26 protein-coding genes are annotated in these 26,019 nt (G+C 71.2%); 14 read left to right on the forward strand and 12 right to left on the reverse strand.

Annotation, left to right across the window (positions count from 1 at the left end; all coding sequences use genetic code 11):
* Positions 1-45 precede the first annotated feature (45 nt).
* Positions 46-1,122, forward strand: coding sequence for an NAD(+)/NADH kinase (locus ACWC21_RS18490; protein ID WP_450883005.1), 1,077 nt, complete (start codon positions 46-48; stop codon positions 1,120-1,122).
* Positions 1,123-1,173: 51 nt separating this feature from the next.
* On the opposite strand, the gene ACWC21_RS18495 is transcribed toward ACWC21_RS18490, so the two are convergent.
* Complete coding sequence (locus ACWC21_RS18495) at positions 1,174-1,833, reverse strand: YceI family protein (protein WP_450883007.1); 660 nt, start codon at positions 1,831-1,833, stop codon at positions 1,174-1,176.
* Between the two features lie 345 nt (positions 1,834-2,178).
* Between ACWC21_RS18495 and ACWC21_RS18500 the strand changes: the two genes are divergently transcribed.
* Both ACWC21_RS18500 and ACWC21_RS18505 read left to right on the forward strand, forming a co-directional pair.
* Positions 2,179-4,263 carry a molybdopterin cofactor-binding domain-containing protein gene (locus ACWC21_RS18500; RefSeq protein ID WP_450883271.1) on the forward strand — a complete coding sequence of 695 codons (2,085 nt, stop codon included), beginning with the start codon at positions 2,179-2,181 and terminating at the stop codon, positions 4,261-4,263.
* Positions 4,264-4,282: 19 nt separating this feature from the next.
* On the forward strand, positions 4,283-4,738 hold the full coding sequence (locus tag ACWC21_RS18505; RefSeq protein WP_450883009.1) for a (2Fe-2S)-binding protein: 456 nt from the start codon (positions 4,283-4,285) through the stop codon (positions 4,736-4,738).
* A gap of 121 nt (positions 4,739-4,859) precedes the next feature.
* Here ACWC21_RS18505 and ACWC21_RS18510 read toward each other — a convergent pair whose 3' ends face one another.
* Both ACWC21_RS18510 and ACWC21_RS18515 read right to left on the reverse strand, forming a co-directional pair.
* The gene (locus tag ACWC21_RS18510) at positions 4,860-5,768 is read right to left on the reverse strand and encodes a serine hydrolase (protein ID WP_450883011.1); all 909 of its coding nucleotides are present in this window, start codon (positions 5,766-5,768) and stop codon (positions 4,860-4,862) included.
* A 23-nt stretch (positions 5,769-5,791) separates the two neighbouring features.
* The gene (locus tag ACWC21_RS18515) at positions 5,792-6,790 is read right to left on the reverse strand and encodes a LysR family transcriptional regulator (protein ID WP_450883013.1); all 999 of its coding nucleotides are present in this window, start codon (positions 6,788-6,790) and stop codon (positions 5,792-5,794) included.
* A gap of 81 nt (positions 6,791-6,871) precedes the next feature.
* Here ACWC21_RS18515 and bla point away from each other — a divergent pair, with 81 nt between their 5' ends.
* Complete coding sequence (gene bla, locus ACWC21_RS18520; RefSeq protein ID WP_450883015.1) at positions 6,872-7,792, forward strand: class A beta-lactamase; 921 nt, start codon at positions 6,872-6,874, stop codon at positions 7,790-7,792.
* 74 nt (positions 7,793-7,866) lie between these two features.
* Here the strand turns inward: bla and ACWC21_RS18525 are convergent, their stop codons facing one another.
* Complete coding sequence (locus ACWC21_RS18525) at positions 7,867-8,061, reverse strand: DUF2795 domain-containing protein (RefSeq protein ID WP_450883017.1); 195 nt, start codon at positions 8,059-8,061, stop codon at positions 7,867-7,869.
* A 312-nt stretch (positions 8,062-8,373) separates the two neighbouring features.
* Between ACWC21_RS18525 and ACWC21_RS18530 the strand changes: the two genes are divergently transcribed.
* The 5 genes from ACWC21_RS18530 to ACWC21_RS18550 all read left to right on the forward strand — a co-directional run bounded on the left by ACWC21_RS18530 (position 8,374) and on the right by ACWC21_RS18550 (position 11,629).
* Positions 8,374-8,919, forward strand: coding sequence for a hypothetical protein (locus ACWC21_RS18530; RefSeq protein ID WP_450883019.1), 546 nt, complete (start codon positions 8,374-8,376; stop codon positions 8,917-8,919).
* A gap of 92 nt (positions 8,920-9,011) precedes the next feature.
* On the forward strand, positions 9,012-9,176 hold the full coding sequence (locus tag ACWC21_RS18535; RefSeq protein ID WP_450883021.1) for a hypothetical protein: 165 nt from the start codon (positions 9,012-9,014) through the stop codon (positions 9,174-9,176).
* Positions 9,177-9,361: 185 nt separating this feature from the next.
* Positions 9,362-9,838, forward strand: a complete 477-nt coding sequence (locus ACWC21_RS18540) for an SRPBCC family protein (protein ID WP_450883023.1) — start codon at positions 9,362-9,364, stop codon at positions 9,836-9,838.
* Positions 9,839-9,993: 155 nt separating this feature from the next.
* A complete protein-coding gene (locus tag ACWC21_RS18545; protein WP_450883025.1) occupies positions 9,994-10,962 on the forward strand; it encodes a pyridoxal-phosphate dependent enzyme in 969 nt (322 codons plus the stop codon).
* Positions 10,963-11,224: 262 nt separating this feature from the next.
* Positions 11,225-11,629, forward strand: coding sequence for an SseB family protein (locus ACWC21_RS18550; RefSeq protein ID WP_450883027.1), 405 nt, complete (start codon positions 11,225-11,227; stop codon positions 11,627-11,629).
* A gap of 38 nt (positions 11,630-11,667) precedes the next feature.
* Here the strand turns inward: ACWC21_RS18550 and ACWC21_RS18555 are convergent, their stop codons facing one another.
* From ACWC21_RS18555 to ACWC21_RS18570, 4 genes are all read right to left on the reverse strand, one after another.
* Positions 11,668-12,066, reverse strand: coding sequence for a MarR family winged helix-turn-helix transcriptional regulator (locus ACWC21_RS18555; RefSeq protein ID WP_450883029.1), 399 nt, complete (start codon positions 12,064-12,066; stop codon positions 11,668-11,670).
* 74 nt (positions 12,067-12,140) lie between these two features.
* Positions 12,141-12,491 (reverse strand): VOC family protein, encoded by a 351-nt coding sequence (locus tag ACWC21_RS18560; protein ID WP_450883031.1) that lies wholly within the window; start codon positions 12,489-12,491, stop codon positions 12,141-12,143.
* Between the two features lie 116 nt (positions 12,492-12,607).
* Positions 12,608-14,920: an ABC transporter permease gene (locus ACWC21_RS18565; RefSeq protein WP_450883033.1), complete on the reverse strand. Its 2,313-nt coding sequence runs from the start codon at positions 14,918-14,920 to the stop codon at positions 12,608-12,610.
* On the reverse strand, positions 14,917-15,624 hold the full coding sequence (locus ACWC21_RS18570) for an ABC transporter ATP-binding protein (RefSeq protein ID WP_450883034.1): 708 nt from the start codon (positions 15,622-15,624) through the stop codon (positions 14,917-14,919). The genes ACWC21_RS18565 and ACWC21_RS18570 overlap by 4 nt, the downstream gene beginning before the upstream one ends.
* Positions 15,625-15,763: 139 nt before the next feature.
* On the opposite strand from ACWC21_RS18570, the gene ACWC21_RS18575 reads away from it, so the two are divergent.
* Positions 15,764-16,612, forward strand: a complete 849-nt coding sequence (locus ACWC21_RS18575) for a sensor histidine kinase (RefSeq protein ID WP_450883036.1) — start codon at positions 15,764-15,766, stop codon at positions 16,610-16,612.
* Positions 16,609-17,289: a response regulator gene (locus ACWC21_RS18580; protein WP_450883038.1), complete on the forward strand. Its 681-nt coding sequence runs from the start codon at positions 16,609-16,611 to the stop codon at positions 17,287-17,289. The genes ACWC21_RS18575 and ACWC21_RS18580 overlap by 4 nt, the downstream gene beginning before the upstream one ends.
* A 33-nt stretch (positions 17,290-17,322) precedes the next feature.
* On the opposite strand, the gene ACWC21_RS18585 is transcribed toward ACWC21_RS18580, so the two are convergent.
* Genes ACWC21_RS18585 through ACWC21_RS18600 form a run of 4 tightly spaced genes read right to left on the reverse strand, consistent with a single transcriptional unit; the run spans position 17,323 to position 21,543 of the window.
* Complete coding sequence (locus ACWC21_RS18585; protein ID WP_450883040.1) at positions 17,323-18,357, reverse strand: LacI family DNA-binding transcriptional regulator; 1,035 nt, start codon at positions 18,355-18,357, stop codon at positions 17,323-17,325.
* The gene (locus ACWC21_RS18590) at positions 18,354-19,259 is read right to left on the reverse strand and encodes a carbohydrate ABC transporter permease (protein WP_450883042.1); all 906 of its coding nucleotides are present in this window, start codon (positions 19,257-19,259) and stop codon (positions 18,354-18,356) included. Before ACWC21_RS18590 ends, ACWC21_RS18585 begins: the two co-directional genes overlap by 4 nt.
* Positions 19,256-20,230, reverse strand: coding sequence for a carbohydrate ABC transporter permease (locus ACWC21_RS18595; protein WP_450883044.1), 975 nt, complete (start codon positions 20,228-20,230; stop codon positions 19,256-19,258). Before ACWC21_RS18595 ends, ACWC21_RS18590 begins: the two co-directional genes overlap by 4 nt.
* Entirely contained in the window at positions 20,227-21,543 is a 1,317-nt protein-coding gene (locus tag ACWC21_RS18600) for a sugar ABC transporter substrate-binding protein (protein WP_450883046.1), read from the reverse strand. The genes ACWC21_RS18595 and ACWC21_RS18600 overlap by 4 nt, the downstream gene beginning before the upstream one ends.
* A 230-nt stretch (positions 21,544-21,773) precedes the next feature.
* On the opposite strand from ACWC21_RS18600, the gene ACWC21_RS18605 reads away from it, so the two are divergent.
* The 3 genes from ACWC21_RS18605 (at position 21,774) to ACWC21_RS18615 (ending at position 25,981) form a co-directional block, all read left to right on the forward strand.
* Complete coding sequence (locus ACWC21_RS18605) at positions 21,774-23,801, forward strand: beta-galactosidase (RefSeq protein ID WP_450883048.1); 2,028 nt, start codon at positions 21,774-21,776, stop codon at positions 23,799-23,801.
* A 139-nt stretch (positions 23,802-23,940) separates the two neighbouring features.
* A complete protein-coding gene (locus tag ACWC21_RS18610; protein ID WP_450883050.1) occupies positions 23,941-25,500 on the forward strand; it encodes a glycosyl hydrolase 53 family protein in 1,560 nt (519 codons plus the stop codon).
* Positions 25,501-25,693: 193 nt separating this feature from the next.
* Complete coding sequence (locus ACWC21_RS18615; RefSeq protein WP_450883052.1) at positions 25,694-25,981, forward strand: ArsR family transcriptional regulator; 288 nt, start codon at positions 25,694-25,696, stop codon at positions 25,979-25,981.
* The last annotated feature ends 38 nt before the right edge of the window (positions 25,982-26,019 follow it).

Consider the following 26,019-nt stretch of genomic DNA (forward strand, 5'->3'; position numbering starts at 1 on the left):
GCCTACGGTGTACTGAAGGCCGTTCCTGGGTTTCGGGAGGCAGACGTGACGGTGAGCCGACTCGGGTTGGTCGTGCACGGTGGGCGTGAGAGGGCCGCGGAGGCCGCCCGTACCGTACGCGAGTGGTGTGCCGAACACGGCGTGCCGTGCGCGGACATCGACGTGTGGCGGGACGGCGGGCGGCACAGCGCCCGGGAGGAGGTCGACGCCGCCGGTGATCCCGACCTCATCGTCACGCTGGGCGGCGACGGCACCTTCCTGCGCGGCGCACGGCTGGCCGCCGAGCACGACGCCATGGTCCTCGGCGTCGACCTGGGACGGGTGGGCTTCCTCACGGAGGTGCCGCTCGCGGAGGTGCGCGAGGCCCTGGACGCCGTACGGGAGGACCGGGTCGACGTGGAGAGCCGCATGCTGCTGACCCTGCGCGCCTCGTGCCGGCTGAAGGTGCCGGCGGATATGGAGGCGCTGCTGCGGTACGGTCGTGGGCCGCTTCTGCCGCCTCCCCGGGTGCGCACCGACTGCCGGGTGGACGACGAGTGGGGCATCCCCCTGGACGTCTTCGCGCTGAACGACGTCGTCGTGGAGAAGCTGTCGAGGGACCGTCAGGTGTCGGTCGGGGTCTATGTGTCCGGCCGGCTCCTGGCGTCCTACTCCGCCGACGCCCTGCTGGTGGCCACCCCGACCGGCTCCACCGCCTACAGCTTCGCCGCCGGCGGACCCGTGGTCTCGCCGCGCGCCGAGGGGCTGGTGTTCACGCCGGTCGCCCCGCACATGGCGTTCGACAGGTCGGTCGTGACCGCCCCGGACGAGCCCGTCGGGCTGCGTGTGCTGGAGCGGTCGGGGCGGGCCGCGGTCAGCATCGACGGCCAGCTGCGCGGCGTACTGGACCCGGGGGACTGGATCGGCGTGTACGCGGCGCCGCGGCGGCTGCGGGCGGTCCGGCTGGGCCCGATGGACTTCTACGGCCGTCTGCGCGAACGGATGAACCTGACCGACGCCCCGGCCGCGGTGGCCGACGGCAGCCCTCCACCGCTGTGGTCGGTGACGACCCCGCCGCCCGGGGACCTGGCCCATCTGACGTTGCTCACCGATCCGGGCGCCCACGGCCCGGACCCGTGGTGATCCTCGGGTCCGGGCCGCCCAGGGCGCCCGTCGACGGGCGCCGGCCCTCCGTCAGCCGACCGGCGTGGAGCGGATGGCGGCGATGTCGAACTGCAGGCGTACCTTCTCGCTGACCATGGCTCCGCCCTCGGCCAGTCTGGCGTTGTACGTCAGGCCCCATTCGGAGCGGTTGATGGTGGTCGTGCCGTCGAATCCGACCCGCTCGTAGCCGAAGGGGTCGGTGACCCGTCCGATGTAGGTGAGTTCCAGGACGACGGGACGGGTGGCGTCCCTGATGGTGAGGTCGCCGGTCATGCGGTAGACGTCGGTGCCCGCGAGTTCGACGGCGGTGCTGGCGAAACGCATACGCGGATAGGCCGCGGCGTCCAGGAAGTCACGGCCCACCAGGTGGGCGTCGCGTTGTTCCACGCCGGTGTCGACACTGCCGGTGGACAGTACGATCTCCGCCTTCGAACGCGCGGGATTCCGCCCGTCGAAGTAGAGCCGGCTCTGGTACTCCGTGAATGCCCCGCGCACCGTCGTCACCATGGCGTGCCGCACGGAGAAGCCGATCCGGCTGTGCGCCGGGTCGATCATCCACTCTCCGGTCAGCGCCGCCAACGTCGGATCCGGCAGCCCGGAAGCGGCGAAACCCTCTGGTTCGGCGGTGAGTTGGGAGGCCGTGGCGGAAGCCGAGCGGCGCAGGGACGCACCGCGGTTGAACAGGTTCATGATTCACCTAGTTACTGCACCGAAGATATCCCCGCAAGCCATTCCCGGGGTCATCGGCGGTCAGAATCCGTACCGACAGGCTTATACGCCAACACATCACGGCCGATTACCACGGCATCCACACATGCCCGCCACCAAATCGCCAAGGGGCGTGTGGTGTGAATTTCCCGCATTTCGTCGGTGACGTCTTTTCCCGGCGCCCACCCGGCCCTCCCGAGGATCCGCAGACCGGCGCAGGCAACCCCGAACGGTCCGGAGACCTCATACCAGTCGACGAAAGCGCCGCACCGAAACGGAACCTGTAAGGAGCGCCTGTTGGCCCGTCAGTTGTCCCGTCGCAGGTTCATGGTCTACTCGCTCGCCGCGTCCACGCTGACCGTCGCGGCCCCCCTCGCCTGCGACGCGTCACCCGCGGAAGGCGCCGAGCCCGTCCGCGGGCGGTCCGACGTCCTCGTGACCGGTACCGACGAGGAGATGCTGGTCCTCGAGGTCACCGAAGCCAACAAGGTCGTCGTACGGCTGCCCCGCGTCGAGGTCGGCCAGGGCGTCACCACCGCCGTCGCCATGATGATCGCCGAGGAGCTGGACGCCCGGCTCGACGACGTCGATGTACCGCTCGCCGACGCCCGGGCCAAGGGCAACCAGTACACCGGCGGTTCCAGCTCGGTCAGTTCGCTGTACGGCCCGGCCCGCGAGCTCGCGGCCACGGCGCGCGCCAAACTGGTGACCGCGGCGGCCAGGCGCTGGCACCTCCCCGCGTGGTCGCTGCACACCGAGGACACCACGGTGGTCGCGCCGGACGGGCGTTCGGCCACCTTCGGGTCCCTGACCGCGAGCGCCGCCCGGATCCACCGCCCGGCCGTCTCCAGCAAACCCAAGCCGGCCTCGCGGCACCGGGTGATCGGCCGGCCCACCACCCGTATCGACGCGCGGGACATCGTCACCGGCAGGGCGAAGTACGCCGGAGACCTGACGGTGGCCGGAGCGAAACCGACCGTGGTGGCCCGGCCGCCCACGCTCGGCGGCAAGGTGGTGTCCGTCGACGACCGGGTGGCCCGCGCGATGCCCGGTGTGCACGCGGTCGTCAGGGCCGCCGGTGGGGTCGCCGTGGTGGCGGAGACCTTCCATCACGCCTTCCAGGCCAGGGACGCCCTGCGGATCACCTGGGCCCCGGGTCCGCTCGTGGCGCTGTCGGACGCCGGCATCCGCTCGCGGCTGCGGGCCGCCGTGCCCCGGCAGGGCACCCCGCCGCGCGGTTCGACGCAGGTCGAAGGGGAGTTCGAGTTCGCCTTCGTCAGTCATGCGCCGATGGAGGTGCTGACGGCGGTGGCGGACGTGCGTGCCGACCGCGCCGAGATCTGGTTCTCCTCCCAGACACCGATGGACGCCCGGGAGAGCATCGCCTCGGCGGTCGGGCTGCCCAAGGGGAAAGTGCGGGTCCATGTGATCCGCGGCGGCGGTTCGTTCGGCCGGCGGCTGAACTACGACGCGGCGATCGAGGCGGCCCTCGTCTCCAAGGCGGCACGCCGACCGGTGAAGCTGATGTGGAGCCGTGCCGACGACATCCGGCACGGCAGGATGCGCCCGGCCAGCCACCACCGGATCCGGGCCAGCCACGCCGGGGGCAGGGTGGTGGCGTTCACCCACGACATGGCTTCGGTGAGCGAGGCGTACGAGGGGCGGGGACTGTCGGCCCAGGGCGGGAGGGCCCCGGTCGGAGCCCGCACAGCCGGCCCGCTGCCCAGCGAGAGCGGCCTGTACCACTTCGGCCGCGTCTCCGGGAACTCGGGCTCGGTCGAACTGGCGATGCCGCTCGGCGCGTGGCGGTCGGTGGACTCCGGGACGATGCGCACCGCGGAGGAGGTCCTCGTCGACGAGGTGGCCGCGAGCCTGGGCAAGGACCCGGTCGCCTTCCGGCGGGCCACGCTCCGGAACAAGGCCGTCGAAGCCGTACTCGACAAGGTCGCCGCCGCCGGGGACTGGGGGCGGACCATGCCGGCCGGGCGGGCGCAGGGTGTCGCCGTCCACGAGGAGTACGGCTCGTGCGTCGCCTGCCTGGCCGAGATCGACGCCACGGACCCGAAGAACCCCCGGGTGACCAAGGTGGTGATGGCGGCCGACGTCGGAATCGCCGTCAACCCACGGGGACTTCAGGCCCAGCTCATGGGCACCGCGATCGACGGCATCTCCACCGTCCTCCAGGCCGGCCTCCACATCGACCGCGGCGCCGTCCGGGAGAGCAGCTACGCGGACTTCCACTACGCCCGCCAGCGGCACTCCCCGCCGCACTTCGAGGCGCACGTCATGCCCTCCCGGCGGGAACCGGGTGGTGCGGGGGAGCTCGGCGTTCCGGCCGCGGCCGGTGCCGTGGCCAACGCCTACGCCCGGGCCACCGGTACCAAGCCCCGCCGCTTCCCCCTGAACTTCTGACACTTGCGAGAAGGTGCCGATGCCCTCCTACTCCTTCGTCCTCAACGGCGAGCCCGTCACCGTCGAGGCACCCGCCGGCATGCCCCTGCTGTGGGTGCTGCGGGACCTGCTGCACGTCACCGGACCCAAGTACGGCTGCGGTGTGGGCGTCTGCCGCGCCTGCACCAGTCATCTCGACGGCGAGGAGGTCCAGCCCTGCGTCGTGCCGGTCGCCGACTGCGCGGACCGCGAGGTCACCACGATCGAGGGCCTGGCCGTCGGCGACACCCTGCACCCCGTGCAGCAGGCCTGGCTCGACCGCGACGTCGCCCAGTGCGGTTTCTGCCAGCCGGGCCAGATCATGGCCGCGGCTGCCCTGCTGAAGAGGACGGCCGACCCGACCGACGCCGACATCGACCGGATCGAGAACGTCTGCCGCTGCGGTACGTACTCCAGGATCCGCGAAGCGATCAAGAAGGCCGCGGCGGGCAGCTGACAGCTGTCGGCCATCACACCCGCGACGAGCTGGGCGTGCCACCACGCGCAGTTCGTCGCGCCGTGGGTGGCCGCGCGGGCCGAGGACCGGGACGATGGCCCGCCCGTCGACCGGTGACGCCTCAGCGGCGCAACGCCTCGAAGGCCTGCCGGGTGGCGACGCCGATCGCAAGGTCGATGTCGGGTGCCAGGTTGGCCCGCCGGTCGGAGCGGGTGAGGGCGGCGACGGCCACCCGGTCACCGGATTCGGCCTCCACCACGCCCGTCTCGTGCCGCAGATGCAGGAACGTACCCGTCTTGCCGCTCACCCGGACGGTGTCCGCGCGCAGTTCGCTCGCCATCCGGTGCGCGAAGACCTGCAGCCCCATCAGCCGGCGCAGTTCCGCGGCCGCGTCGCCATGGGCGATCTCGTCCCGCCAGACGCGCTGCAGGAGGGTGACGAGCGCCGCGGCGGAGCCCAGATTGGCGTGCGCCGGGTCCAGCGTCTCGATGGTGTACCGCCCGGAGCGCTCGTCGCGGATGGCGAGCTCCAAAGCGAGTGAGAAGTCGTTGCCCGCGGCTCCCGCGGCGCATCGGTACATGTGGTCGAACCGGTGCCGCAGCCGAATGCCGCCGCATCCCCAGGCGTCCAGCCGGGCGTCGACGTCAGCCACCGGGACCAGGTCGAGCAGCGCGTCGGCGGCGGCGTTGTCGCTCACCGAGAGCATGAGGAAGACCAGGTCGGCGACGGCCACGGTGGCCGGGTGCCGGAAGGCCGCGAGCCCGGTGGGCCCGACGCTGCTCGTGGCGGGGTCGACGGTCACCTGCCGGGCCGCGTCGAGTTCCCCGGCCGCGATCCGGTCCAGCACGACCAGCGCCAGCGGGACCTTGGCGACCGAGGCGAGGGGCACCGGCTCGTCGACGTCGAAGCCGAGTTGCTCACCGGTGTCGACATGGCGGGCGAGGAACGAGCCGCGCACACCGATCTCCGCCCAGTCCGCGGCGATCGCCTCGGCGACCGCGAGGAGGGCCGCGTCGTTCCCGACGGGCACCGGACGGTGGGGTGGCCCGGCGGTCATCCGCGTGCCGCCAGATGTGCCGAGGCGCCCTCCGCGGACGCGCCGAACGACGCCTGCCCGCCTACGGCACCGACCGCGGCCGCCAGCAGTGCCACCAGCCAGTGCGGCACGGCCGCCGCGTCCTGACGCCGGGTCGACGCCGGCCGATAGCCGCGGTGCAGCGACGCGTCACCCAGCGGCGCCCAGTCCGCCCCGTGCCGGCGGGCGAACGGCTCCGCGCACAGCAGCGTCACCCGTCCTGCGAGCGTCTCGGCGAGCGCGGTGGCGGCCGGCCCGGCCGGACGGATCACCCCCTCCGGGAGTCCGGCCCTGGCCGCCGCACGACGCAACCGGTCCTCCGCGTAGGGAACCTGCTCCTCGGCCATGGTGAGGACCGGCATCGCGGCCCGCCTCTCCCGTGCCCCGCCACGACCGCGTGGAGGCCGCAGATCCTCCAGGTGGACCGAGCGCGGCCGGGGCCGTTGCCGGGCCTCGGCTCCCTCAGGACGCGTTCCCTCCGGCGCGTTCGGCGGTGCGGACGCCAGACCGAGCGGCACTCGGAGGGTGGCGTTCTCCGGGGGAACGCGCAGCAGCGCATACGCCAGGGACCCGGCGGCCAGGCCGGCCGCCCGCTCGTCCGGGGCCAGTTCCAGCACGCCCAGCGGAATGCCGTGCTGCGTACCGGCTCGGATGACCCGCGCCAGCGCCGCCGGACCGCAGTCCGCGGGCACACCCACGGCGCGTACCGCCGACTGCCGGGCGGATTCCGCGACGTGGCGCAAACGCTGCGCCCGGTCCAGGACGTCCCGCGCGTACGGCAGGAGGAGCCGACCGAACTCGGTGACCGTGACCTGGCGCCGGGAACGGTCGAACAGCAGACCGCCGAAGTGCTCCTCCAGCGTCCTGACGCGCCGGCTCAGCAGCGGCTGCGCGATGCCGAGCCGGTCGGCCGCCCGGGAGAAGCCGGCCTCGTCGACGGCCGCCACATACGCCTCGAGATGAGCGAGCAGGTCCACCCTGCATTCATATCAACTAGTTATGGAGCGTTGAAAGTTCACTCTTGGACATGGAAGGGGTCCGGCTGTTTCGCTGTGCGCATGACCAATGCCACCCCTTTTCCACGACGTGGCCTGCTCAAAGCCGGCTTCGCCGTGTCGACGGCCGTACTCGCCTCCGCCGCGTCGGCGCCGACCGCCTCGGCCGCACGGGGGCCCGGAGCGCGCGGCCCCGAGAGAGAGCTGGTCGACCTCGAGCAGAAGTACGCGGCGCGCCTCGGCGTCTACGCGCACAATCTCCGTACCGGGCAGATGGTGTCCCACCGGGCCCGGGAGCGGTTCGCGATGTGCTCCATGTTCAAGGCGTTCGCCGCGTCGGCGATCCTCCGCGATCATGATCGCTGTGCGCCGCTGGACAAGGTGATCCACTACCCGCCGGCCGACGTCGAGCTCAGCAACTGCCCGGTCACCGAGAAGCACGTCGAGACCGGCATGACGGTCGGTGACCTGTGCGCCGCCGCGATCCAGTACAGCGACAACGCGGCGGGAAACCTCCTGCTGCGCGAGATCGGCGGTCCGGCCGGGCTCACGCGGTTCTTCCGCTCGATCGGCGATCCGGTCAGCCGGCTCGACCGCTGGGAGCCCGACCTGAACGCCGCCGTCCCGGGTGACCTGCGCGACAGCACCACACCGGAGGCGATCGGCGGCGGCTTCGCGCGGCTGACGTTGGGTCGGTCCCTGCCGGACTCCGCCCGCGAACAGTTGCTGACCTGGCTGAAGGGCAACCGCACCAGCGACGAACGATTCCGTGCCGGGCTGCCGCGGAACTGGGTCATCGGCGACAAGACGGGTACCGGTGACTACGCCACCGCCAACGACATCGGCGTCGCCTGGACCACCAGGCAGACACCTCTCGTGCTGGTCGTGCTGTCGTCGAGGGCCACAGCGGACGCGGCGGTGGACAACGCGCTGATCGCCGATACGGCGCGCGTGCTCGCCCGCACGCTCGCCCCCGGGGAGTGAGGTCCGGGAACTGAGGCCAGGCAGCACACGGCGGCCGGAGACCGAGGCCCCGGCCGCCGTGTCCCCAGGTGCTGTCATTCGTTTTCGAACACGGCCTTGCTGACTTCGGCCGGGTTCTGGAACTCCTTCTTCCCGAGGTGGGAGATGCGCTCGGTGATCTCCTTCGGTGCGTGGTTCTTCTCCGCCACCTTCCGGAGCTGGTCCCGGTCGGCCGGGTACTCCGCTCCGGACAGGGCTTTCTGCAGATCAGGGGGCCTGACAGCCGCCATGGTTCCTCCAGGCGGTGCGATGTGCAGCCTGTGCCGACTGTTGTGCGACACCGGCGTCGGAGGGGACACCGGACTGCCCAAGTACTCACCCCGCACGGAGGCGATTCGGGCTTTTCGGGTCGCGGGAAGACAGCGGGTGCTGGGCGACGCCTTATGGCGCGCCCGGGGCGGCGCAGGCCGCAGCCGGCGGGTCGGCGACCGTGCTGCTGCCTCAGGGCTTCCCGCACATCGGGCACCGACCGGGATTCCGGCACCGGATGGGTACCCGGGGCGTCGGCCGGAGAAGTCACCCGGTCGGAAAAGGAGGCTGCGGTGAGCACCAGCGACATCCCCGGCGGGAGCGCGACGAGTGCGGGGCGGTCCGGTTCGCTACGGGTGGACCTGCTCGGCATCTACCTCAACGACCATCTGGCGGGGGCGACCATCGGCACCCGCCGCGCCCATTACGTGGCCCGGGCCCACCACGGCATGCCGCTGGGACGGGTGCTGCAACCGCTCGCGAACGAGATCGCGGAGGACCGCAGGGACCTGCTGGCCATCATGGGCCGGCTCGGGGTGCCGGCGCGCCGGTACAAGGTCCTGGCGGGGGCCGCGGCCGAATGGGCGGGGCGGCTCAAGCCCAATGGACGCGTCGTGCGCCGTTCACCGCTCACGACGGTCGTCGAGCTCGAGTTCCTCCTGCTGGGAGTCGAGGGCAAGGCGGCCTGCTGGCGGATGCTGCGTCCGCTGGCGGACACGGAGGAGCGCCTCGACCCGCGGCAGCTGGACGAGCTGCTCGAACGCGCCGAACGGCAGCTGCGCACGCTGGAGGAGCTGCGCTTCACCGCAACGCAGGAGGTCTTCCGGGGCCGCGGGTGATCCGGTGTCCCCCGTCGGGTCCCGGGTACTCACCGCACCGCAGGCAACACGAAGGCGCACAGAGCGCAGGTACGAGTGAGGAGATCCCCGGCATGACCGTTCCCGAGGAGAACCGCCCGAAGACGGACGCCACGGACGAGGTGGTCACGGAGTCGGCGCAGGACGAGCGGCGTCGCACCTCCGGACCGTCCAGCCGCACCATGCGGGAGGCGCTGGACGAGGCGGGAGTCGACCGGGACGACTTCGCGGACAAGTAGGACAAGTAGTAGCTCAAGGAGGCTCTCCCATGGCGCACACCAGCGTTTCACCGATCCAGGAGGAACTGGACCGCTGACGGCCCCACGGACAGCTGTGATCGGAGCGGTCACAGGGGTACTCGAACGCCGGCCGACGAAAGGCGGCCCCTGGTCGTCATGACCGACCGACGAAGGAGGTAGCACCCATGAGCACGGTGAAGGAAACGGTGGAGGTAGAGGTCCCTCTCCACACCGCCTACAACCAGTGGACGCAGTTCGAGCAGTTCCCGCAGTTCATGGAGGGGGTGGAGGAAGTCAGGCAACTCGACGACCGCCACAACCACTGGACCACCAAGATCGGCGGAATGAAGCGCGAGTTCGACACCGAGATCGTCGACCAGCTTCCCGACGAGCGGATCACCTGGCGCACCACCACCGGTGACACGCGGCAGAAGGGAATGGTCCGCTTCGAGCGCCTGGACGATACGCACACGCGCGTGGAGCTCGTCATGGACATCGAGCCCAGTGGCATGGTGGAGAAGGGCGCGGACGCGCTGGGCATGATCGACCGGCGGATCAAGGGAGACATGCGCCGTTTCAAGGACTACATCGAGCACCGTGGCGGCGAGAGCGGATCCTGGCGCGGGCGCATCAAGCCCGGCGACCCCGGCCAGACGCACTGAGGCCGGGCAGGAAGCACTCACGGCTGGGCGCTGCCGGATCCCCGCGCGAGGAACGGCTGGACTTTCCGTCTAGATGCTGGACAATGATTCCAGTCCGGCGTGGCCGGGCATCCGCCGGCCACAGTGGCCGGCAGCGCCCAGAACGGAGTACCTCCATGCCCGACACCCCGCCCGTCACCCTGTACGACGTCCAGGACGCCGCCGCACGGATCAAGGGCGTCGCCCACCGGACACCCGTGCTGCGCTCACGGACCCTGGACCGGCTGGCGGGCGCCGAGGTCTTCGTCAAGTGCGAGAACCTCCAGCGGGTGGGCGCCTTCAAGTTCCGCGGCGCCTACAACGCCGCCTCCCGGCTCGCTCCCGAGCATCTGGCCAAGGGCATCGCCGCCTACTCCTCCGGCAACCACGCCCAGGCCGTCGCCCTGGCCGCCCGTGAGCTCGGCACCACCGCGGTCATCGTGATGCCCGAGGACACGCCCCGCGCCAAGCTCGAGGCGACCGCCGGATACGGCGCGGAGATCGTCACCTACGACCGCTACACCGGTGACCGGGTCGCGATCGGGGAGGCCCTCGCCGCCGACCGCGGGCTGGCCCTGATCCCGCCGTACGAGCACCCCCACGTCATCGCCGGGCAGGGAACGGCGGCCCTGGAGCTGATCGAGGAGGCCGGCGAGCTGGACGCACTGGTCGTGCCGGTCGGCGGCGGCGGACTGATCGCCGGCAGCGCGACCGCCGCCAAGGGACTCCTGCCGGGCATCCGGGTGATCGGCGTGGAGCCGGAGGCCGGTGACGACACCAAGCGGTCCCTGGAGGCCGGGCGGCGGGTATCCATTCCCGTGCCGCGCACCATCGCCGACGGCCAGGCCGCGGACATCCCCGGCGAACTCACCTTCTCCATCAACCGGCGTCTGCTCGAAGGCATCACGCTGGTCGGCGACGACCAGATCCGCGAGGCGATGAGGTTCGCCTTCGAGCGTCTGAAGACCGTCGTGGAACCGAGCGGCGCGAGCGCCCTGGCCGCCCTTCTGTCCCACCGCGTGGATCCGCTGCCCCGCCGGATCGGTGTCATCCTCTCCGGCGGCAACATCGGCGCCCAGCGGTTCGCCGAACTCCTCGGCGGCTGAGCGCCCCGAAAAGGAGCGGGCGGGGCGCCCGTGCGGGGAAAACGTCGGAGGAAGCACTCCAGGGCTTGCCGTCCGCGTCGCCGACCACCGCGCCGGCCTCCCGGGCACGGTCTTGATCGCGGGACACGGTTCACCATCCCGTCACCCACTCGGCGCCGTCCGTCCGGCATGCGGCGCGGCCGACTGGGTACGCGCCCAGGACCGCGCCCGGGGCCGAGCGGCTCCGGGCGGCCGTAAGACCGCCGCTAGCAGGGGATCTGCCATGGAGACACCCGCGTACGACGACATGCCGACACCGGCCCAGCGGGCACTGGACGCGCTGGCCGAGAACGCCGAGGACTCGGTCGCGCTGCACACGCTCGCCAGCAGCGACGTGCTGCTCCCCGTGCCGGACGACGCCGCCGCCGAGGACGCCACCGACCCCTCCGCGGTGGCGCTGCCGGTCCTGGAGCGGCCGGGGGACAACCCGGTCGTCCCGGTGTTCACCTCGGAGACGACGATGGCCGAACTGCTGCCCTTCGTCTCCCGCTACCGTCTGGTGCCGCTGGGCGCGCTCGCGTCCCAGTGGCCGGCCGACGACATCTCGCTGACCATAGACGGCAGCTCGGAGCACAGCCTGACCCTCACCTCCGAGGGGGTGCGCACCCTGCTCGCCCGGTCCGCGTAGCGGACTGCTTCGGCGGCCGGGACGATCCCGGCCGCCCGTCAGTCCGGCCGCTCCTCCAGCATCCGTGCCAGCACCGCCCGCTGCAGCGGCAGCACGTCCGTGTGCAGTTCGCGACCCTTGCGGGTGAGCGCGACCCGGACGCCGCGCCGGTCCTCCGCGCACACCGAGCGTTCGACCAGGCCGTCCCTCTCCAGCCGCGCGATCAGGCGGGACAGCGCGCTCTGACTGAGATGGACCCGCCCGACCAGGTTCTGCACCCTGCACTGGTCGCCCTGCCGGCCCGACTCCGAGGCGAGGAGGTCCAGCACCTCGAAGTCGCTGGCGCCCAGCCCGTGCGGATGCAGGGCCCGGTCGATCTCGCACATCGTGCGCGCATGGACGGAGAGGATGTCCCGCCAGCGCTCCTCGAGTCGAGCCTCGGCCGTCTTGACTGCCATGACTGCACGGTAACACCGGTCCGACCGATTATTGAGTGTGCAACTAGTGCGGGTGCCATGCAGTCGTACGCCACTCAGGCGGCAGGATCCTGGAGGAGCCCGACGAGGTTGCCGTCGGTGTCCTTGACGGAGGCGATCAGCCTGCCGCCGCCCACGTCCTGGGCGTCCTGCAGCAGCTCGGCGCCCGTCTCCAGCAGGGCGGCGAGCCGCTCCCGCAGATCGGTGACGTGCCAGTACGGCACCGGCCCGGTCATGCCCTTGGCGTGCCCGTTCGGGTCGAGGCCGACGTCCTGTCCGGCGGCCTTGAAACCGACGTAGTAGGGCTCGTCTGCGTAGGGCTCGACGCCCAGCAGGGCCGAGAACAGGGCCTTGGCCCGGGCGAGGTCCTTGACGGGGTAGATGATCGTCTGCAGGCCGGCGGTCATGGGACTCACTCCTCTGGGTGGGCGGTCCGACGGGGTCCCCGTCGGTCCTCCCACGCTAGGGCCGGGGAGCCCGCCCCGGCTTCTTCGATCCTGACCGGTTGCGGGCTCCCGTGCGCCTACTCGTTGTGCAGTACCTCCGCGATCGTCAGCCGGGCCGCGCGCAGGGCAGGGAGAAAGGCGCCGAGGAGGGCGATGAACAGGCCCGCGAGAGCAGGCCCGGCCAGGGCCCGGGCCTGCCAGACATCCGTCACGTAGGAGGGCAGGGTGATGTCCATGGCGTTCGCCATCCGCGGGATCACGATCTCGTAGCCCAGCACTCCCAACGGGATGCCGCACAGCGAACCGGCCGCTCCGAGCACCGCCATCGAGGTCACCGTCATCACCGTCACCTGGCGGGGCGTCATGCCGATCGACTTGAGCATGCCCAGGTCGCGGCGGCGGTCGTGGGTGTTGAGGACGACCGTGTTGAAGACGCCGAGCGACGAGACCACGGCGAGCATCAGGGTCAGCGCCGCGGCAGAGCCGACGACGGTCCGGGTGACGTTGTTCGGACCGTTCGGCTCCGGGCTGATGCCACGGTCGGCGGCCCGGGCCGCACGGGCGTACGCTGCCGGGTCGGTGCCGCCGCGCAACCGGACGTGGTAGGCGACGGGACGCTCCTGCGGCGCCAGGGCGGCGAAGGCCGACCAGTCGGCGGCCACCACGTTGTCGTTGTCCATCATGTACTCGCCGACGACGGTCACCTTCTCCCGGCGGTCACCCCTCTGCAGGACCAGACGGTCGCCGACCCGCAGGCCGTTCTGGCGCAGGAAGGCGGATCCGGCCGCTATCTCGCCCGGGCGTCGCGACCACCTCCCCTCGGTGAGCACGCTGTCCAGTCCCGGGTCGCCGCGCCGGCCCTCCAGGAAGACCTTCAGCGAGGTTCCCCGGACGGTGGCCTCCAAGATCCCTCGCGCGCTGACGCGGGTCGCGCCCGGCAGCGACCGCAGCAGCGACTCCAGTTCGCGGTCGCCGTGTTCCGGCTGGATCTCCTTGCCGTGCCTGAAGCTGCTCGCGTACACCGTGACGTCGTAGCGGACCTTGTCGGGGGTGCTGCCGAACCTGGTCATCGTGGTGGCCAGACCGGTGGCGAACGTCACGGTCGTCACCCCCACGACCACGGCGGCGAGCGTGAGGGCGCTGCGCCCCGGCCGGGCGAACGGCAGACCCAGCCCCAGGCTCACGGACCGGGGCAACCGGGTGCCTGACAGCCACCGCTGCAGGCCCAGCGCCCGGCCGGCGCGTGGCGCGCTGCCCGCGCTGATCGCCCGCGCCGCCGGCAGCCGCTGCGCCCGCAGCGAGGGGGCGAGAGCGGCGAGGGCACAGACGAGCGGCATGCCGAGCAGCGCCAGCACGTTCACCCAGGGCGCGATGCCGGCGGTGTCGTGGAAGACCCCTGCGTCCGGACCCGAGAACACGAACTGGAAGAACGGGCGCGCCAGCAGGTTGCCCACCAGGGTGCCGAGCGAACACCCGAGGACGGCGGGCACGGACATCATGGTGAGGTAGACGGTCAGCACCTGCCCCGGTGTGAACCCGAGGGCCTTGAGGATGCCGATGTGCCGGAAGCCGGAGACGACGGCACCGCCGACCACGTTCGCGACGATCAGGACCGCGACCAGGATTCCCAGGATCCCGAAGGCCATCAGGTATGGTGCGTACGCCCGGGCGCTCCTGCCGATCCGGTGCTTGAGCGCCAGGTACGACTGGGTTCCGGTCACCGCGCCCTTCGGCATCCCGTCGGTCACCCGGGCCAGCCCGGCCCGCAGCCGTGCCTCCGAGGACGCGTCGTGGAACCGGAACAGCATCTGTTCGGCGGTCGGGTGCATCGCCCTCATCTGGCGGGGGGCGACCCAGGCGTCCGCCGTGCGGCTCAGGTCGAAGGCGAACCCCACGATGGTGAGCGTCGGCCCGGACGGCACCCGGAGCCTCTTGCCCAGGTCGTCCGCCGTCCAGTCCGACTGCCGGTTCACCACCACCTCGCCGGGCCGGGTGGCCCACCGGCCCGCCCACAGATCCACCGTGTCCACCGGGCCGCCCGGCCCCGGGCGGCCGACGACGGTGAGTTCCCCGCCGAGGCCGAAGTTCTGGGCGCCCCGCGGGATCGTGACGTTCGCCTGGGGGAACGGACCCGACACCGCCTCGACCCCCGGGTCCCGGGCGGCGTGCGCGAGCCGGGCGTCCGACACCTTTGCCGGATCGAACGCGGCGACGACATGCGGTCCGTGCTGCTTGGCGAAGGCCTGGTCGAAGGGCGCCGAAGCCGCGTCCACCAGCCCGAGCGCCACCACGATCGAGCCCGTCGACACCATCGTCACCAGCCAGATGACCAGCGTCTGCAACTTGCGCCGCCGCACGGCCGCCCGTGCGGTCCGCCACACCGCCCTCATGCGGACGGCTCCAGGGTGTGCTCGCCGGTCACCCGGCCGTCGGCGAGTTCCACCAGGCGGCTCGCGCACCGCCGGGCCAGGTGGTCGTCGTGGGTGACCAGGACCAGGGTCTGGCCGATCTGGTTGAGGTCCAGAAGCAGGTCCATCACCTGCTCACCGGACCGGCTGTCCAGGGCGCCGGTCGGCTCATCGGCCAGCAGCAGCGCCGGACGGTTCATCAACGACCGTGCCACGGCAACACGTTGCCGCTCGCCGCCGCTGAGCACCGCCGGGTAGGAGTTGCGCCGGTCCGCGATGCCGAGTTCCTCGAACAGCTCCAGCGCCCGGCGCCGGGCCTGCCTGGCCGGTGTGCCGGTCAACTGGGCGGCCAGGGCCACGTTGTCCAGCGCGGACAGGTCGTCGATGAGGTTGAAGAACTGGAAGACCATGCCGATCCTGCGTCGCCGGTACAGCGCGAGCCCCTTCTCGCTCAACTCACCGACGTCCTCGCCGTGCACGACGACCGAGCCGCCCGTGGGGCGGTCCAGCCCGGCGATCATGTTGAGCAGTGTGGACTTGCCGCACCCCGAGGGCCCCATCACCGCGACCGCCTCCCCGGCCCGGATCTCCAGCGACACACCGCCCAACGCGACCGTCTCGCCGTACTCCTTGCGTACACCGTCGAGTCGTACGACGGCCTCTCCCGTTTGCACCTCAGTGATCATGGACAGGACGCTAAGGGTGCGGCCGGCCGGTCGGCATCCCTCCCCGGACCGCATGCCGGCACACGCCTCATCCCACAGATGCAGGCAGCTGGATCCACAGGCCGATGCGGATGTCGGTGGAGTCTGCGACAGTGATCGCATGGGGGAAAGTGAGTGGTTGGCGGCAGCGCTGGGGGTGGCGTGCGCGGCCGTCGTATGCCTGGGCGTGGCGCTGCTGCGGACCCGACGCCGCTGGCAGGCGGCCGTGGGGGAGCGGGGCTGGTTGCTGGAGCGGGAGCGGGAGAGCGCCGCGCACGTCGCCGTCGCGGCCGAACGGGACCGTATCGCCCGCGAGTTGCACGACATCGTGAGCCACAACGTCAGCCTCATGGTCGTACAGGCGAGCGCGGCCAGGGAGGTGCTGGGCATCATGCCGGACGAGGCCGCCGTCGCCCTGCGGGCCGTCGAGGACGCCGGGCGCGGCGCGATGACCGAGCTACGGCACCTGCTCGGGCTGCTGGCACCGTCGGCGAGCGGTGAGGACGAGGACCCGGGGCCGGCCGACGCCCACCCGGACCTCACCCCGCAACCCGGCCTCGACCGCCTGGGCCCCCTCGTCGACCGGATATCGTTCGCCGGACTGCCCGTCGAGGTACGGATATCCGGCGATCCGCGTCCCCTGCCCCAGGGCGTCGACGTGACCGCGTACCGCATCGTCCAGGAGGCCCTCACCAATGCGCTGCGGCACGGCGACGGCGGAAAGGCGGAGGTGACCGTGCGCTACGCCGACCACGCACTGCGCGTGGAGGTCCTCAACACCGGCCCCAGCGTGCTGACCGGCACCGTCGCCGGCGACGTGCCCGAGCGGTCGGGGCGCCATCAGGGCACCGGCCGTGGCCTGCTGGGGCTGCGCGAACGGGTCGCCGTGTACGGCGGTGACCTGGACGCCCGCCGCAGACTCGGCGGGGGTTACCGGGTGCGGGCCCGCATACCGCTGGACCACCCGTGATTCCGGCCGCCGCCGAGCGGGCGCCCAGGGTGCTGATCGTCGACGACCAGACGTTGATCAGGACCGGCTTCCGGCTGATCCTCATCGCCCGGGGCATCGAGGTCGTGGGGGAGGCGGCGGACGGCGCCGAGGCGGTGGTGGCCGCGCGCGAGTTGCGGCCGGACGTCGTGCTGATGGACATCCGGATGCCGGCCATGGACGGTCTGGAGGCGACCCGGCGCATCCTGGAACGGGCCCCGGAGTGCCGGGTGCTGATCCTGACCACCTTCGACCTCGACCGGTACGTGTACACCGCGCTGTCGCTCGGTGCCAGCGGGTTCCTGCTGAAGGACGTCACGCCGGAGCACCTTGCCGCCGCCGTGCGGCTGGTGGACACCGGCGACGCCCTGCTGGCCCCGGCGATCACCCGGCGCCTCGTCGAGCGGTACGCGGCGGAGGCCGACCGGGCCCCCGTCGTGCACGCCGACCTCGCCGCCCTCACCCCCCGGGAGCGCGAGGTCCTGGCCCTGCTGGGCCGCGGTCTGTCCAACACCGAACTGGCCGCCGAGCTGACCCTGAGCGAGGCGACCGTCAAATCCCACGTCGCCCGCATCTTCGCCAAGCTCGGGCTGCGCGACCGTGCCCAGGCGGTCGTGCTCGCGTACGAGACGGGGCTGGTCAGACCGGGGGAGCGGTGAGGAACCGGTACAGGGGCACGGGGCTGTGTCCGCTCAAGCGGAATCGCGGCGCACCAGTTCCGTCGGCAGGATCACCGCCGCCGGGTCCTCGCCGCCGATCTGGGCGAGCAGCACACGGACCATCTCCGCGCTGATCCGGTCCCAGGGCTGGCGGATGGTGGTGAGCGCCGGGGTGACCGCGGTCGCCGCGGGCGAGTCGTCGAAACCGCCGACGGCGATGTCGTCCGGCACCCGCCTGCCCGCCCGCTGCAACGCCGTGAGCACACCCTGCGCCATCAGGTCGGAGGCGACGAAGACGGCGTCCAGATCCGGGACCTGCGCCAGCAGCCGCTCCGCGCCCGTCTCGCCGCTGGCCCGGCTGTAGTCACCGGAGACGACGAGGTCGTCGTCCAGTCCGACGCCTGCCTCGGCGAGCACCTCCTTGTAGCCGGCGAGACGCTCGACACCGCCGGGGGTGTCGAGCGGGCCGGTGACCACACCGATCCGGCGGCGGCCGATCGACAGCAGATGGCGCACCATGTCGCGGGCGCCGTCGCGGTCGTCGGCGGCCACGTAACTCACCTTCGAGCCCAGACCGATCGGCTTGCCGCAGGCGACCAGCGGCACGCCGGCCTCGCGGAGTTCCTGGGCCACCGGGTCGCCGGAATGGCTCGAGACCAGCAGCACCCCGTCGACGTGCCCGGCGGTGATGTACCGCGCGATGCGCCGCCGTTCGTCCTCCGTACCCGCCAGCATCAGCAGCAGCGGGATGTCGTGTGCGGCCAGCGCCTGGGTGCAGCCGCGCAGCAGGACGTTGAAGTTGGGATCCTCGAAGAACCGCTCCTGCGGCTCGGTCAGCAGGAAGCCGATCGAGTCGGAGCGCCCGGTGATCAGGGAGCGGGCGTGCCGGTTGACGACGTACCCGGTCCTGCGGATCGCGGCGTTCACCGCTTCCTGTGCGGCGGGGCTGACGTAGTGCCCGCCGTTGAGCACCCGGGAGACGGTGCCCCTGGAGACCCCCGCCTCGCGCGCCACGTCGTGGATCGTCGGCGGTCTGCGCCGGCCCGCCGCATTGCTGCTCATGGTCATGACTTTACGGCCCCGGACAGCAGGTCCAGGCTCCAGAACCGCTGGATGACCAGGAAGAGGGCGATCAGCGGCAGGACGGCCAGTCCGGCGCCGGTGATCACCAGCGTGTACAGCGCCGGGGTGTTGGAGCCCTGTTCCAGCAGCGTGTACAGGCCGAGCGGGATCGGGAACTTCTCGTCGTCGCTGAGCATGATGAACGGCAGCAGGAAGTTGTTCCACACGGCGACGAACTGGAACAGGAACACCGTCACCAGGCCGGGCACCATCATCGGCAGGGCGATGCGGGTGAAGATCCGCCACTCGCCCGCGCCGTCCATCCGCCCGGCCTCCACCACGTCACCGGGGACGGCGGCGGCCGAGTAGATACGCGAGAGGTAGACGCCGTAGGGGGAGAGGATCTGCGGGAGCAGCACGGACAGGTAGGAGTCCGTGAGGTTCGCCTTGGCGAGCAGCAGGTACTGCGGGACGGCGAGGATCACCGGCGGCATCAGCACGCCCGCGAGGAGGACGTTGAAGAGCGACTCGCGGCCCCGGAAACGGTAGGTCGCCAGGGCGTAGCCGCTGATCGCGGACACGATCGTCGACAGCAGGGCGCCGAGACCGGCGTACAGGGCGGAGTTGCCCAGCCACCTCCAGTAGATGCCCCCGCGGTAGGCGGTCAGGTCCTTGAGGTTGTCGGCGAGACCGGTGCCCGGCAGGAACGTGAACGTCGAGAACAGCTCGTGCCCGGACTTGGTGGCCGCGATCACCACCCAGGCGACCGGCAGCAGCATGTAGACGGCGCCGAGCAGCAGGGTGACCGTCGGGACCAGCGCGACCCGGCGGCGCAGCGGCGGGCCCTGGGCGGTGCCGGGGGCGGTGCCGGCGGCCTGGGCGGCCTTACGGAGCGCAAGAGAACTCATGCTGCTTCCTCCTGCTTGTTCCGGCGGTTCGCGGCCCGCAGAAAACCGAACGACAGGACCAGCGTGACCACGGCGATCAGCGTCGCCTCGGCGGCCGCCGAGTAGATGTCGTTCCGGCCGAAGGCGTCCACGTACACCTTCATCAGCGGGCTCCAGGCCGTGTTGAGGGAGTTGGTGAGCGGTTTGAGGGTGGTCGGCTCGTTGTACACCTGGAGCGTCGCGATGATCGAGAAGAAGAAGGTCAGCACCAGCGACGGCGCCACCATCGGGATCTTGATCTTCACGGCGATCTGCAGCGGGGTGGCGCCGTCCAGCTTCGCCGCCTCGTACACCTCGGCAGGGATGGCCTGCAGTGCGGTGTAGATGACGATCATGTTGAAACCGGTGCCGCCCCAGACCGCGATGTTCGACAGGGCGAAGTAGAGCGGGCCGCCGTCCAGCAGGTTCGGCTGCGGCAGGTGCAGCTTGTCGAGCACGAAGTAGAAGGGGCTGACGTCCGGCAGGTACAGGAAGCCCCACAGCAGCGCCGCCACGACGCCGGGGATGGCGTACGGCAGGAAGATCGCGAGCCGGGTGAACGGGGCGAGGCGGACCTTGTCGGAGTCGAGCATCAAAGCGAAGAGCAGGGCGAGGCCCAGCATCACCGGGACGACGATGCAGCCGTAACCGAGCACGCGCAGGGCGCCGTCGAGGAGTTCATGGTCGCGCAGGGCGTCGGAGTAGTTCTCCAGCCCGGCCCAGACCTCCTTGCGCGCCCCCGACCCCAGGCCGAGCCCGGAGACGTGCACCTTGCGGAAGCTGAGCCAGACCGCGTACCCGATGGGCAGCGCGAAGAACAGGGCGAAGAGGACCGACGCGGGGAAGAGGAAAAAGTAGGGGGCGCTTCGCGCTCGTTTGAGGGTGGTGGTGGGAGACGGGTGGGCGTACGGGGCCCCCTTGACCCCGTACGCCTTCCGGCTCGTGCTGGTCACTGAACAACCTCGAAGCCCTGCTTCTTCATGTCGGCGACCGTGTCGCCCTGCATCTTGTCCAGGGCGGCGGCGAAGTCCGACTTGTTCTTCGCGGCGGCCCCGAAGGCGTCGTTGAAGGACGAGTAGGCGACGTTCACGTTCGGGCCCCACGCGGACGGCGCCGTGGTGTTCGCGATCTTGGCGGCCTCGGTGTAGAAGTCCGCCTGGTCGGAGAAGTACGCCGGCGGGTTGGTGAAGGCGCCGGAGAGCTGGGCGGAGGTCGAGGCCGGGTAGATGCCGCTGTCCTTCGCCAGCGCGTTGAGCGCCTCGTGGTCGGTGTTCAGCCACTCGGCGAACTTGGCGGCCGCCTCCTGGTGCGCCGAGTCGGTGGTGACGGCCGTGGAGGAGCCGCCCCAGCTCCCGGTGACGTTCTCGCTGTCGGACCACTGGGGGAGCGGGGCCATGGCCCACTTGCCCTTGGTGTCGGGCGCGGCCGTGGTCAGCGTGCCCGGCGCCCACACGGCGCTGACCCAGGCGATCTGCTTGCCGGTGTCGAGCGCCTTGTTCCAGGCGGGGGTGTACATGGGCTGGTTGTCGATGGCGCCCTCCTTGACCAGGCCTCCCCAGAACCTGGCGACCTTCTGGGTGGCCGCGTCGTTGATCGCGACCTTCCACTTGTCACCGGAGGTGGTCCACCACTTGGCGCCGGCCTGCTGGGCGAGACCGGCGAAGAGACCGGAGTCGTTGGCGGAGAACGTGGTCAGGTCCTTGTCGGGAGCGGCCTTCTTCAACGCGCGGGCGGTCGCGGCGAACTGTTCCCAGGTCGCGGGGACCTTCAGCCTGTACTTCTTGAACAGGTCCGCGCGGTAGTAGAACATCATCGGCCCGATGTCCTGGGGGACCGCGTAGACGGAGTCCGTGCCGAGTGTGGTCTGCTGCCACACACCGTCGGCGAACTTGCCCTTGACGTCGCCGACCTCCTTGGAGATGTCGGCCAGCGCGTCGTTGCTCACCAGTGTCGGCAGCGCCTGGTACTCGGCCTGCACCAGGTCCGGCGCCTTCTTCGCCTTGTGCGCGGTGAGGATCTTGGTGATCAGAGTGTCGCCGGACGCCTGCTTCTTCACGGTGACCGTGATCTTGTCCTGCTTCCCCGGACCCTTGTTCCACAGGTCGACGACCTTGTCCATACCGGGCGTCCAGGTCCAGTACGTCAGTGAGACCGGGCCCGACTCGGCCTTGCTGCCGTCTTCGGAGCCGCAGGCGGCGAGGGCGGTGGCGCCGAGCGAGACGGCTACGGCGGTTGTCACGAGGCGACGGCGCTTCGTGTGCGGCATGGAACTCTCCCCTGACCTGGGTTCCCGCCCGCTGCGGGAACCTGCCCTGCAGAAGCCCGCTGACCCGGGTCCCCGCCCGTCGCGAGGCCCTGTCCTGCTTCTGTGAGCGTTCACAGTAGAGAAACATCCCGGACACTTGTCAATGGTTGTTGCTGTGCGGTTATGTTGGCCTCGCATCGCCGTTGATGTGTGTGCACGTTCCCAAATGATCGACATCCCGGGAGACATCCATGCCGGAGACCACCCCCAGCGGCCTCACCGGGCTCGCCTTCGGTGGGGACTACAACCCCGAGCAGTGGCCGGAGAGCGTCTGGCTCGAGGACGTCCGGCTGATGCGGGAGGCCGGCGTCACGATGGTGAGTGCCGGGATCTTCTCCTGGGTCCTGCTGGAGCCCTCACCCGGCGAGTACGACTTCGGCTGGCTGGACCGGATCCTGGGGCTGCTGAACGAGAACGGCATCCGCGTCGACCTGGGCACGCCCACCGTCGCACCGCCCGCCTGGTTCTACCGGGCACACCCCGAGGCCCTGCCGGTGACCGCCGAGGGAGTGCGCTACGAGTTCGGCTCGCGCGGCGCGATCTGCCACAGCAACGCCGACTACCGTGCCGCAGCCGCGAACATCACGACGAAGCTGGCCGAGCGCTACGGCGACCATCCGGCCCTCGCCATGTGGCACGTCCACAACGAGTACGGCGTCCCCGTCTCCGCCTGCTACTGCGACTCCTGCGCCGCCCACTTCCGCCGCTGGCTCGCCGACACCTACGGCGATGTGGAGGCGGTCAACGAGGCCTGGGGCACCGCCTTCTGGGGGCAGCGCTACACCGCCCTCGACCAGATCAACCCGCCGCGCGCCACCCCCACGGTCGGCAATCCGGGCCAGGCGCTGGACTACAAACGGTTCGCCGACGCCACCGTCCGGGAGAACTTCCGCACCGAGCGGGACATCCTGCACCGTCTCTCGCCGGGGATCCCGGTCACCACCAACTTCATGACCGCGCTCAGCCAGTGCGACTCGATGGACTACTGGGCGTGGGGCCGCGAGGTCGACCTCGTCACCAACGACCACTACCTGATCACCGACGGCCGCCGCACCCACGTCAACCTCGCGATGGCCGCCGACATCACCCGTTCGGTCGCGGGCGGCGCACCCTGGCTGCTCCTGGAGCACTCCACGTCGGGCGTCAACTGGCAGCCCCGCAACCCCGCCAAGGCCCCCGGCCAGATGGCCCGCAACTCCCTCGCGCACGTCGCACGGGGCTCCGACGGCGCCCTGTTCTTCCAGTGGCGGCAGTCCAGGCGCGGCGCCGAGAAGTTCCACTCGGCGATGCTGCCGCACGGCGGCACGGAGACCCGCGTGTGGCGCGAGGTCGTCGAACTCGGCGCGAGCATCGACTCGTTGAGCCGGATCCGAGGCACGCGCACCCAGGCGGACGTGGCGGTCCTCTGGGACTGGCACTCCTGGTGGGCGCAGAACCTCCAGTGGCGCCCCAGTGAGGACCACGACCCGCGGGAGCGCGCCGACTCCTTCTACGAGGCCCTGTACGACCGCCACCTCACCGTCGACTTCGCCCACCCCGAAGCCGACCTGTCGGGGTATCCGCTCGTCGTCGTACCGGCGTTGTACCTGATGACCGAGGCCGCCGGGAACAACCTCCAGGAGTACGTGGCGAACGGCGGCACGCTCGTCGTGTCGTACTTCTCCGGCATCGTCGACGAGCACGACGCCGTGCACGACGGCGCCTACCCGGGTCCGCTGCGCGACGTCCTCGGCCTGACCGTGGAGGAGTTCTCGCCCCTGCTCGAGAACCAGCGGGTGCGCGTCACCGGCCCCGAGGGCTCGGAGCTCACCGGCGACGTGTGGACGGAGTTCGTCGTGCCGCACGGCGCCGAGACCGTCTGGGCGTACGCCGACGGCCTCACCGCCGGCCGCCCCGCCGTCACCCGGCACCGGCTCGGGGAGGGCACCGCCTGGTACGTCTCCACCCGCCTCGACATCCGGGGCCTGGACGAGGTGCTGGCCCGGGCCGCCGCGGACGCCCGGATCGCGCCGCGCACCGACCTGCCCCGGGACGTGGAAGTCGTGCTCCGCGCCGGCGAGCCGGGCAGCCCCGCCTTCCTCTTCGCGATCAACCACACGGCCACCGACGCCAAGGTGCCCCTGGAGACACCCGGCACCGAACTGCTGACGGGCGAACGTGCCGCGGGCCGCCTGGTGGTCCCCGCGGGCGCCGTCCGGGTCGTACGACTCGACGGCTGAGGACTACCCGACGACCCCCTGGGGCCCACCGGCTCCCCTCCGCCCGCGTGAGCCGTACGAGCCGCGGGCGGAGGGGCTCTCCTCCCATCCCTGGGAGGGCACCCCCCGACCCACCACGTCGAAGGGACGACGGACGACGATGTTCCATCCCAGACGCACCCTGAGAGCCCTGCTGCTGCCGCTCGCGGCGGGGCTCGCCCTCACCGCCCTGCCCGCCCAGACCGCCCGGGCGGCGAGCACGCTCACCAACGGCGGCTTCGAGTCCGACGGCACGGGCGTGGCCACGCCCCGCGGCTGGTCGGAGTACGGCGACACCGGCGCCTCGTACACCGAGTCCGGCGGCCACGCCGGCGGTTACCGGCTGAGCCACTACGCGTCCTCCGCCTACAAGGTGGAGACGTACCAGTACCTGTCCGGGCTGACCGACGGCACCTACACCCTCACCGCCTGGGTCCGCTCCAGCGGCGGGCAGAACTCCGCCTACCTGGCACTGAAGAACTGCGGGAGCCCGACCCAGCGCACCGACCTTCCGGTGTCCACCAGCGGCTGGGTCCGCATCGTCACCTCCATAGCGGTGACGAACAACCAGTGCACGATCAGCGTCAACTCCGATGCCAACGCGGGCAACTGGATCAACGTCGACGACCTGAGCTTCACCCCGGGCAGGACAGGCCTGACCATCAAGGGCGCCGACATCTCCTCCCTCGCCAAGAGCGAGGCCAAGGGCGGGGTGTACAAGTACGGCTCCGGCAGCACCGGCGACGCGGTCACCATCCTGAAGGACGCCGGCATGAACTACGCCCGCCTGAAGGTCTGGGTGAACCCGGCCGACGGCTACAACAACAAGACGCGCGTGCTGGCCATGGCCAAGCGCATCAAGGCGGCCGGCATGAAGCTGCTGGTCGACTTCCACTACTCCGACACCTGGGCCGACCCGGGCAAGCAGACCAAGCCCGCCGCCTGGGCCTCGCACTCCTACAGCCAGTTGAAGACCGACGTCTACAACCACACGTACGACGTCCTGAACGCGCTGAAGGCGCAGGGCACCACCGCCGACATGGTGCAGATCGGCAACGAGATCAACGGCGGCATGCTGTGGTCCGAGGGCTCCACGGACAACTGGCCGCAGCTCGCCGGCCTGATCAACTCCGGCTACAGCGCCGCCAAAGCGGTCTCCTCCGGCACCCGGGTCGCGCTGCACCTGGCCAACGCCGGTGACGACGCCACCGTCCGCTGGTGGTTCGACAACGCCAGGACTTACGGAATCAACTACGACGTGATCGGCCTGTCCTACTACGGCTACTGGCACGGCTCGCTGGCCGCCGCGCAGACCACCCTCGACGACGCCGCCTCCCGCTACGGCAAACCGGTGTTCATCGCCGAGACCGCCTACCCCTTCCGGCTGGACAGCGACGACTCGCTCACCAACCAGATCGACACCACGGGAGAACTCGTCACCGGCTACCCGGCGACGGTGGCCGGGCAGACCCGGTGGATGAACGACGTGGCGAGCATCGTGGAGGCCGTCCCGAACGGCCGCGGCCTCGGCGTCTTCTACTGGGAGGCCACCTGGACCGCGGTCACCGGCAACGGCTGGGACCCGGCCGACGCCGGCTCCGGCAACGGCTGGGAGAACCAGGCCCTGTTCGGCTACGACGACAAGGCGCTGTCGTCCATGTCGTGGTTCAGCCACCGCTGAACCACCGCGACGGGGCCCGGCCGTGTGGGGGCGGCTGGGCCCTTCGGCGTCTTGCCTGCGCCGGAAGCGGAATTCCCCTGGCGGGAAGGGCCGTTCGGTACCGGACAAGGGCCGGCGAGTCCCGTACGCGACGGTAAGGGCCGCGGGACAGTGGGAAGACGGAACATGAGGAGGCGCGGACGGAGGCGACGCGATGCTGAGGACTCCCGCGGGCGATCGGCGCCTGGACATCCTCGAGTGGCTCAAGGACCCGGCCGCGCACTTCCCAGTCGAGCGCCACGCCGACCCGGTCGAGGACGGCGTCACCGCACGCGCCGTCGCCGCCAAGCTCGGCGTCTCCCGCCGGGTCGCCGACACCCACCTCGGCCTGCTGACCCGCCTCGGCCTGCTGCGGGCCAAACGGATCCGGCGCCGCACGTACTACCGGCGGGACGAGGTCCGGATCGCCGAGGTGGCCCGGATGTTCGAGAAGGGCTGGTAGGGGCACCTGCCACGACGACCACCCCGCCACCGCACCCC

This window comes from Streptomyces sp. NPDC001348 (assembly GCF_053597535.1).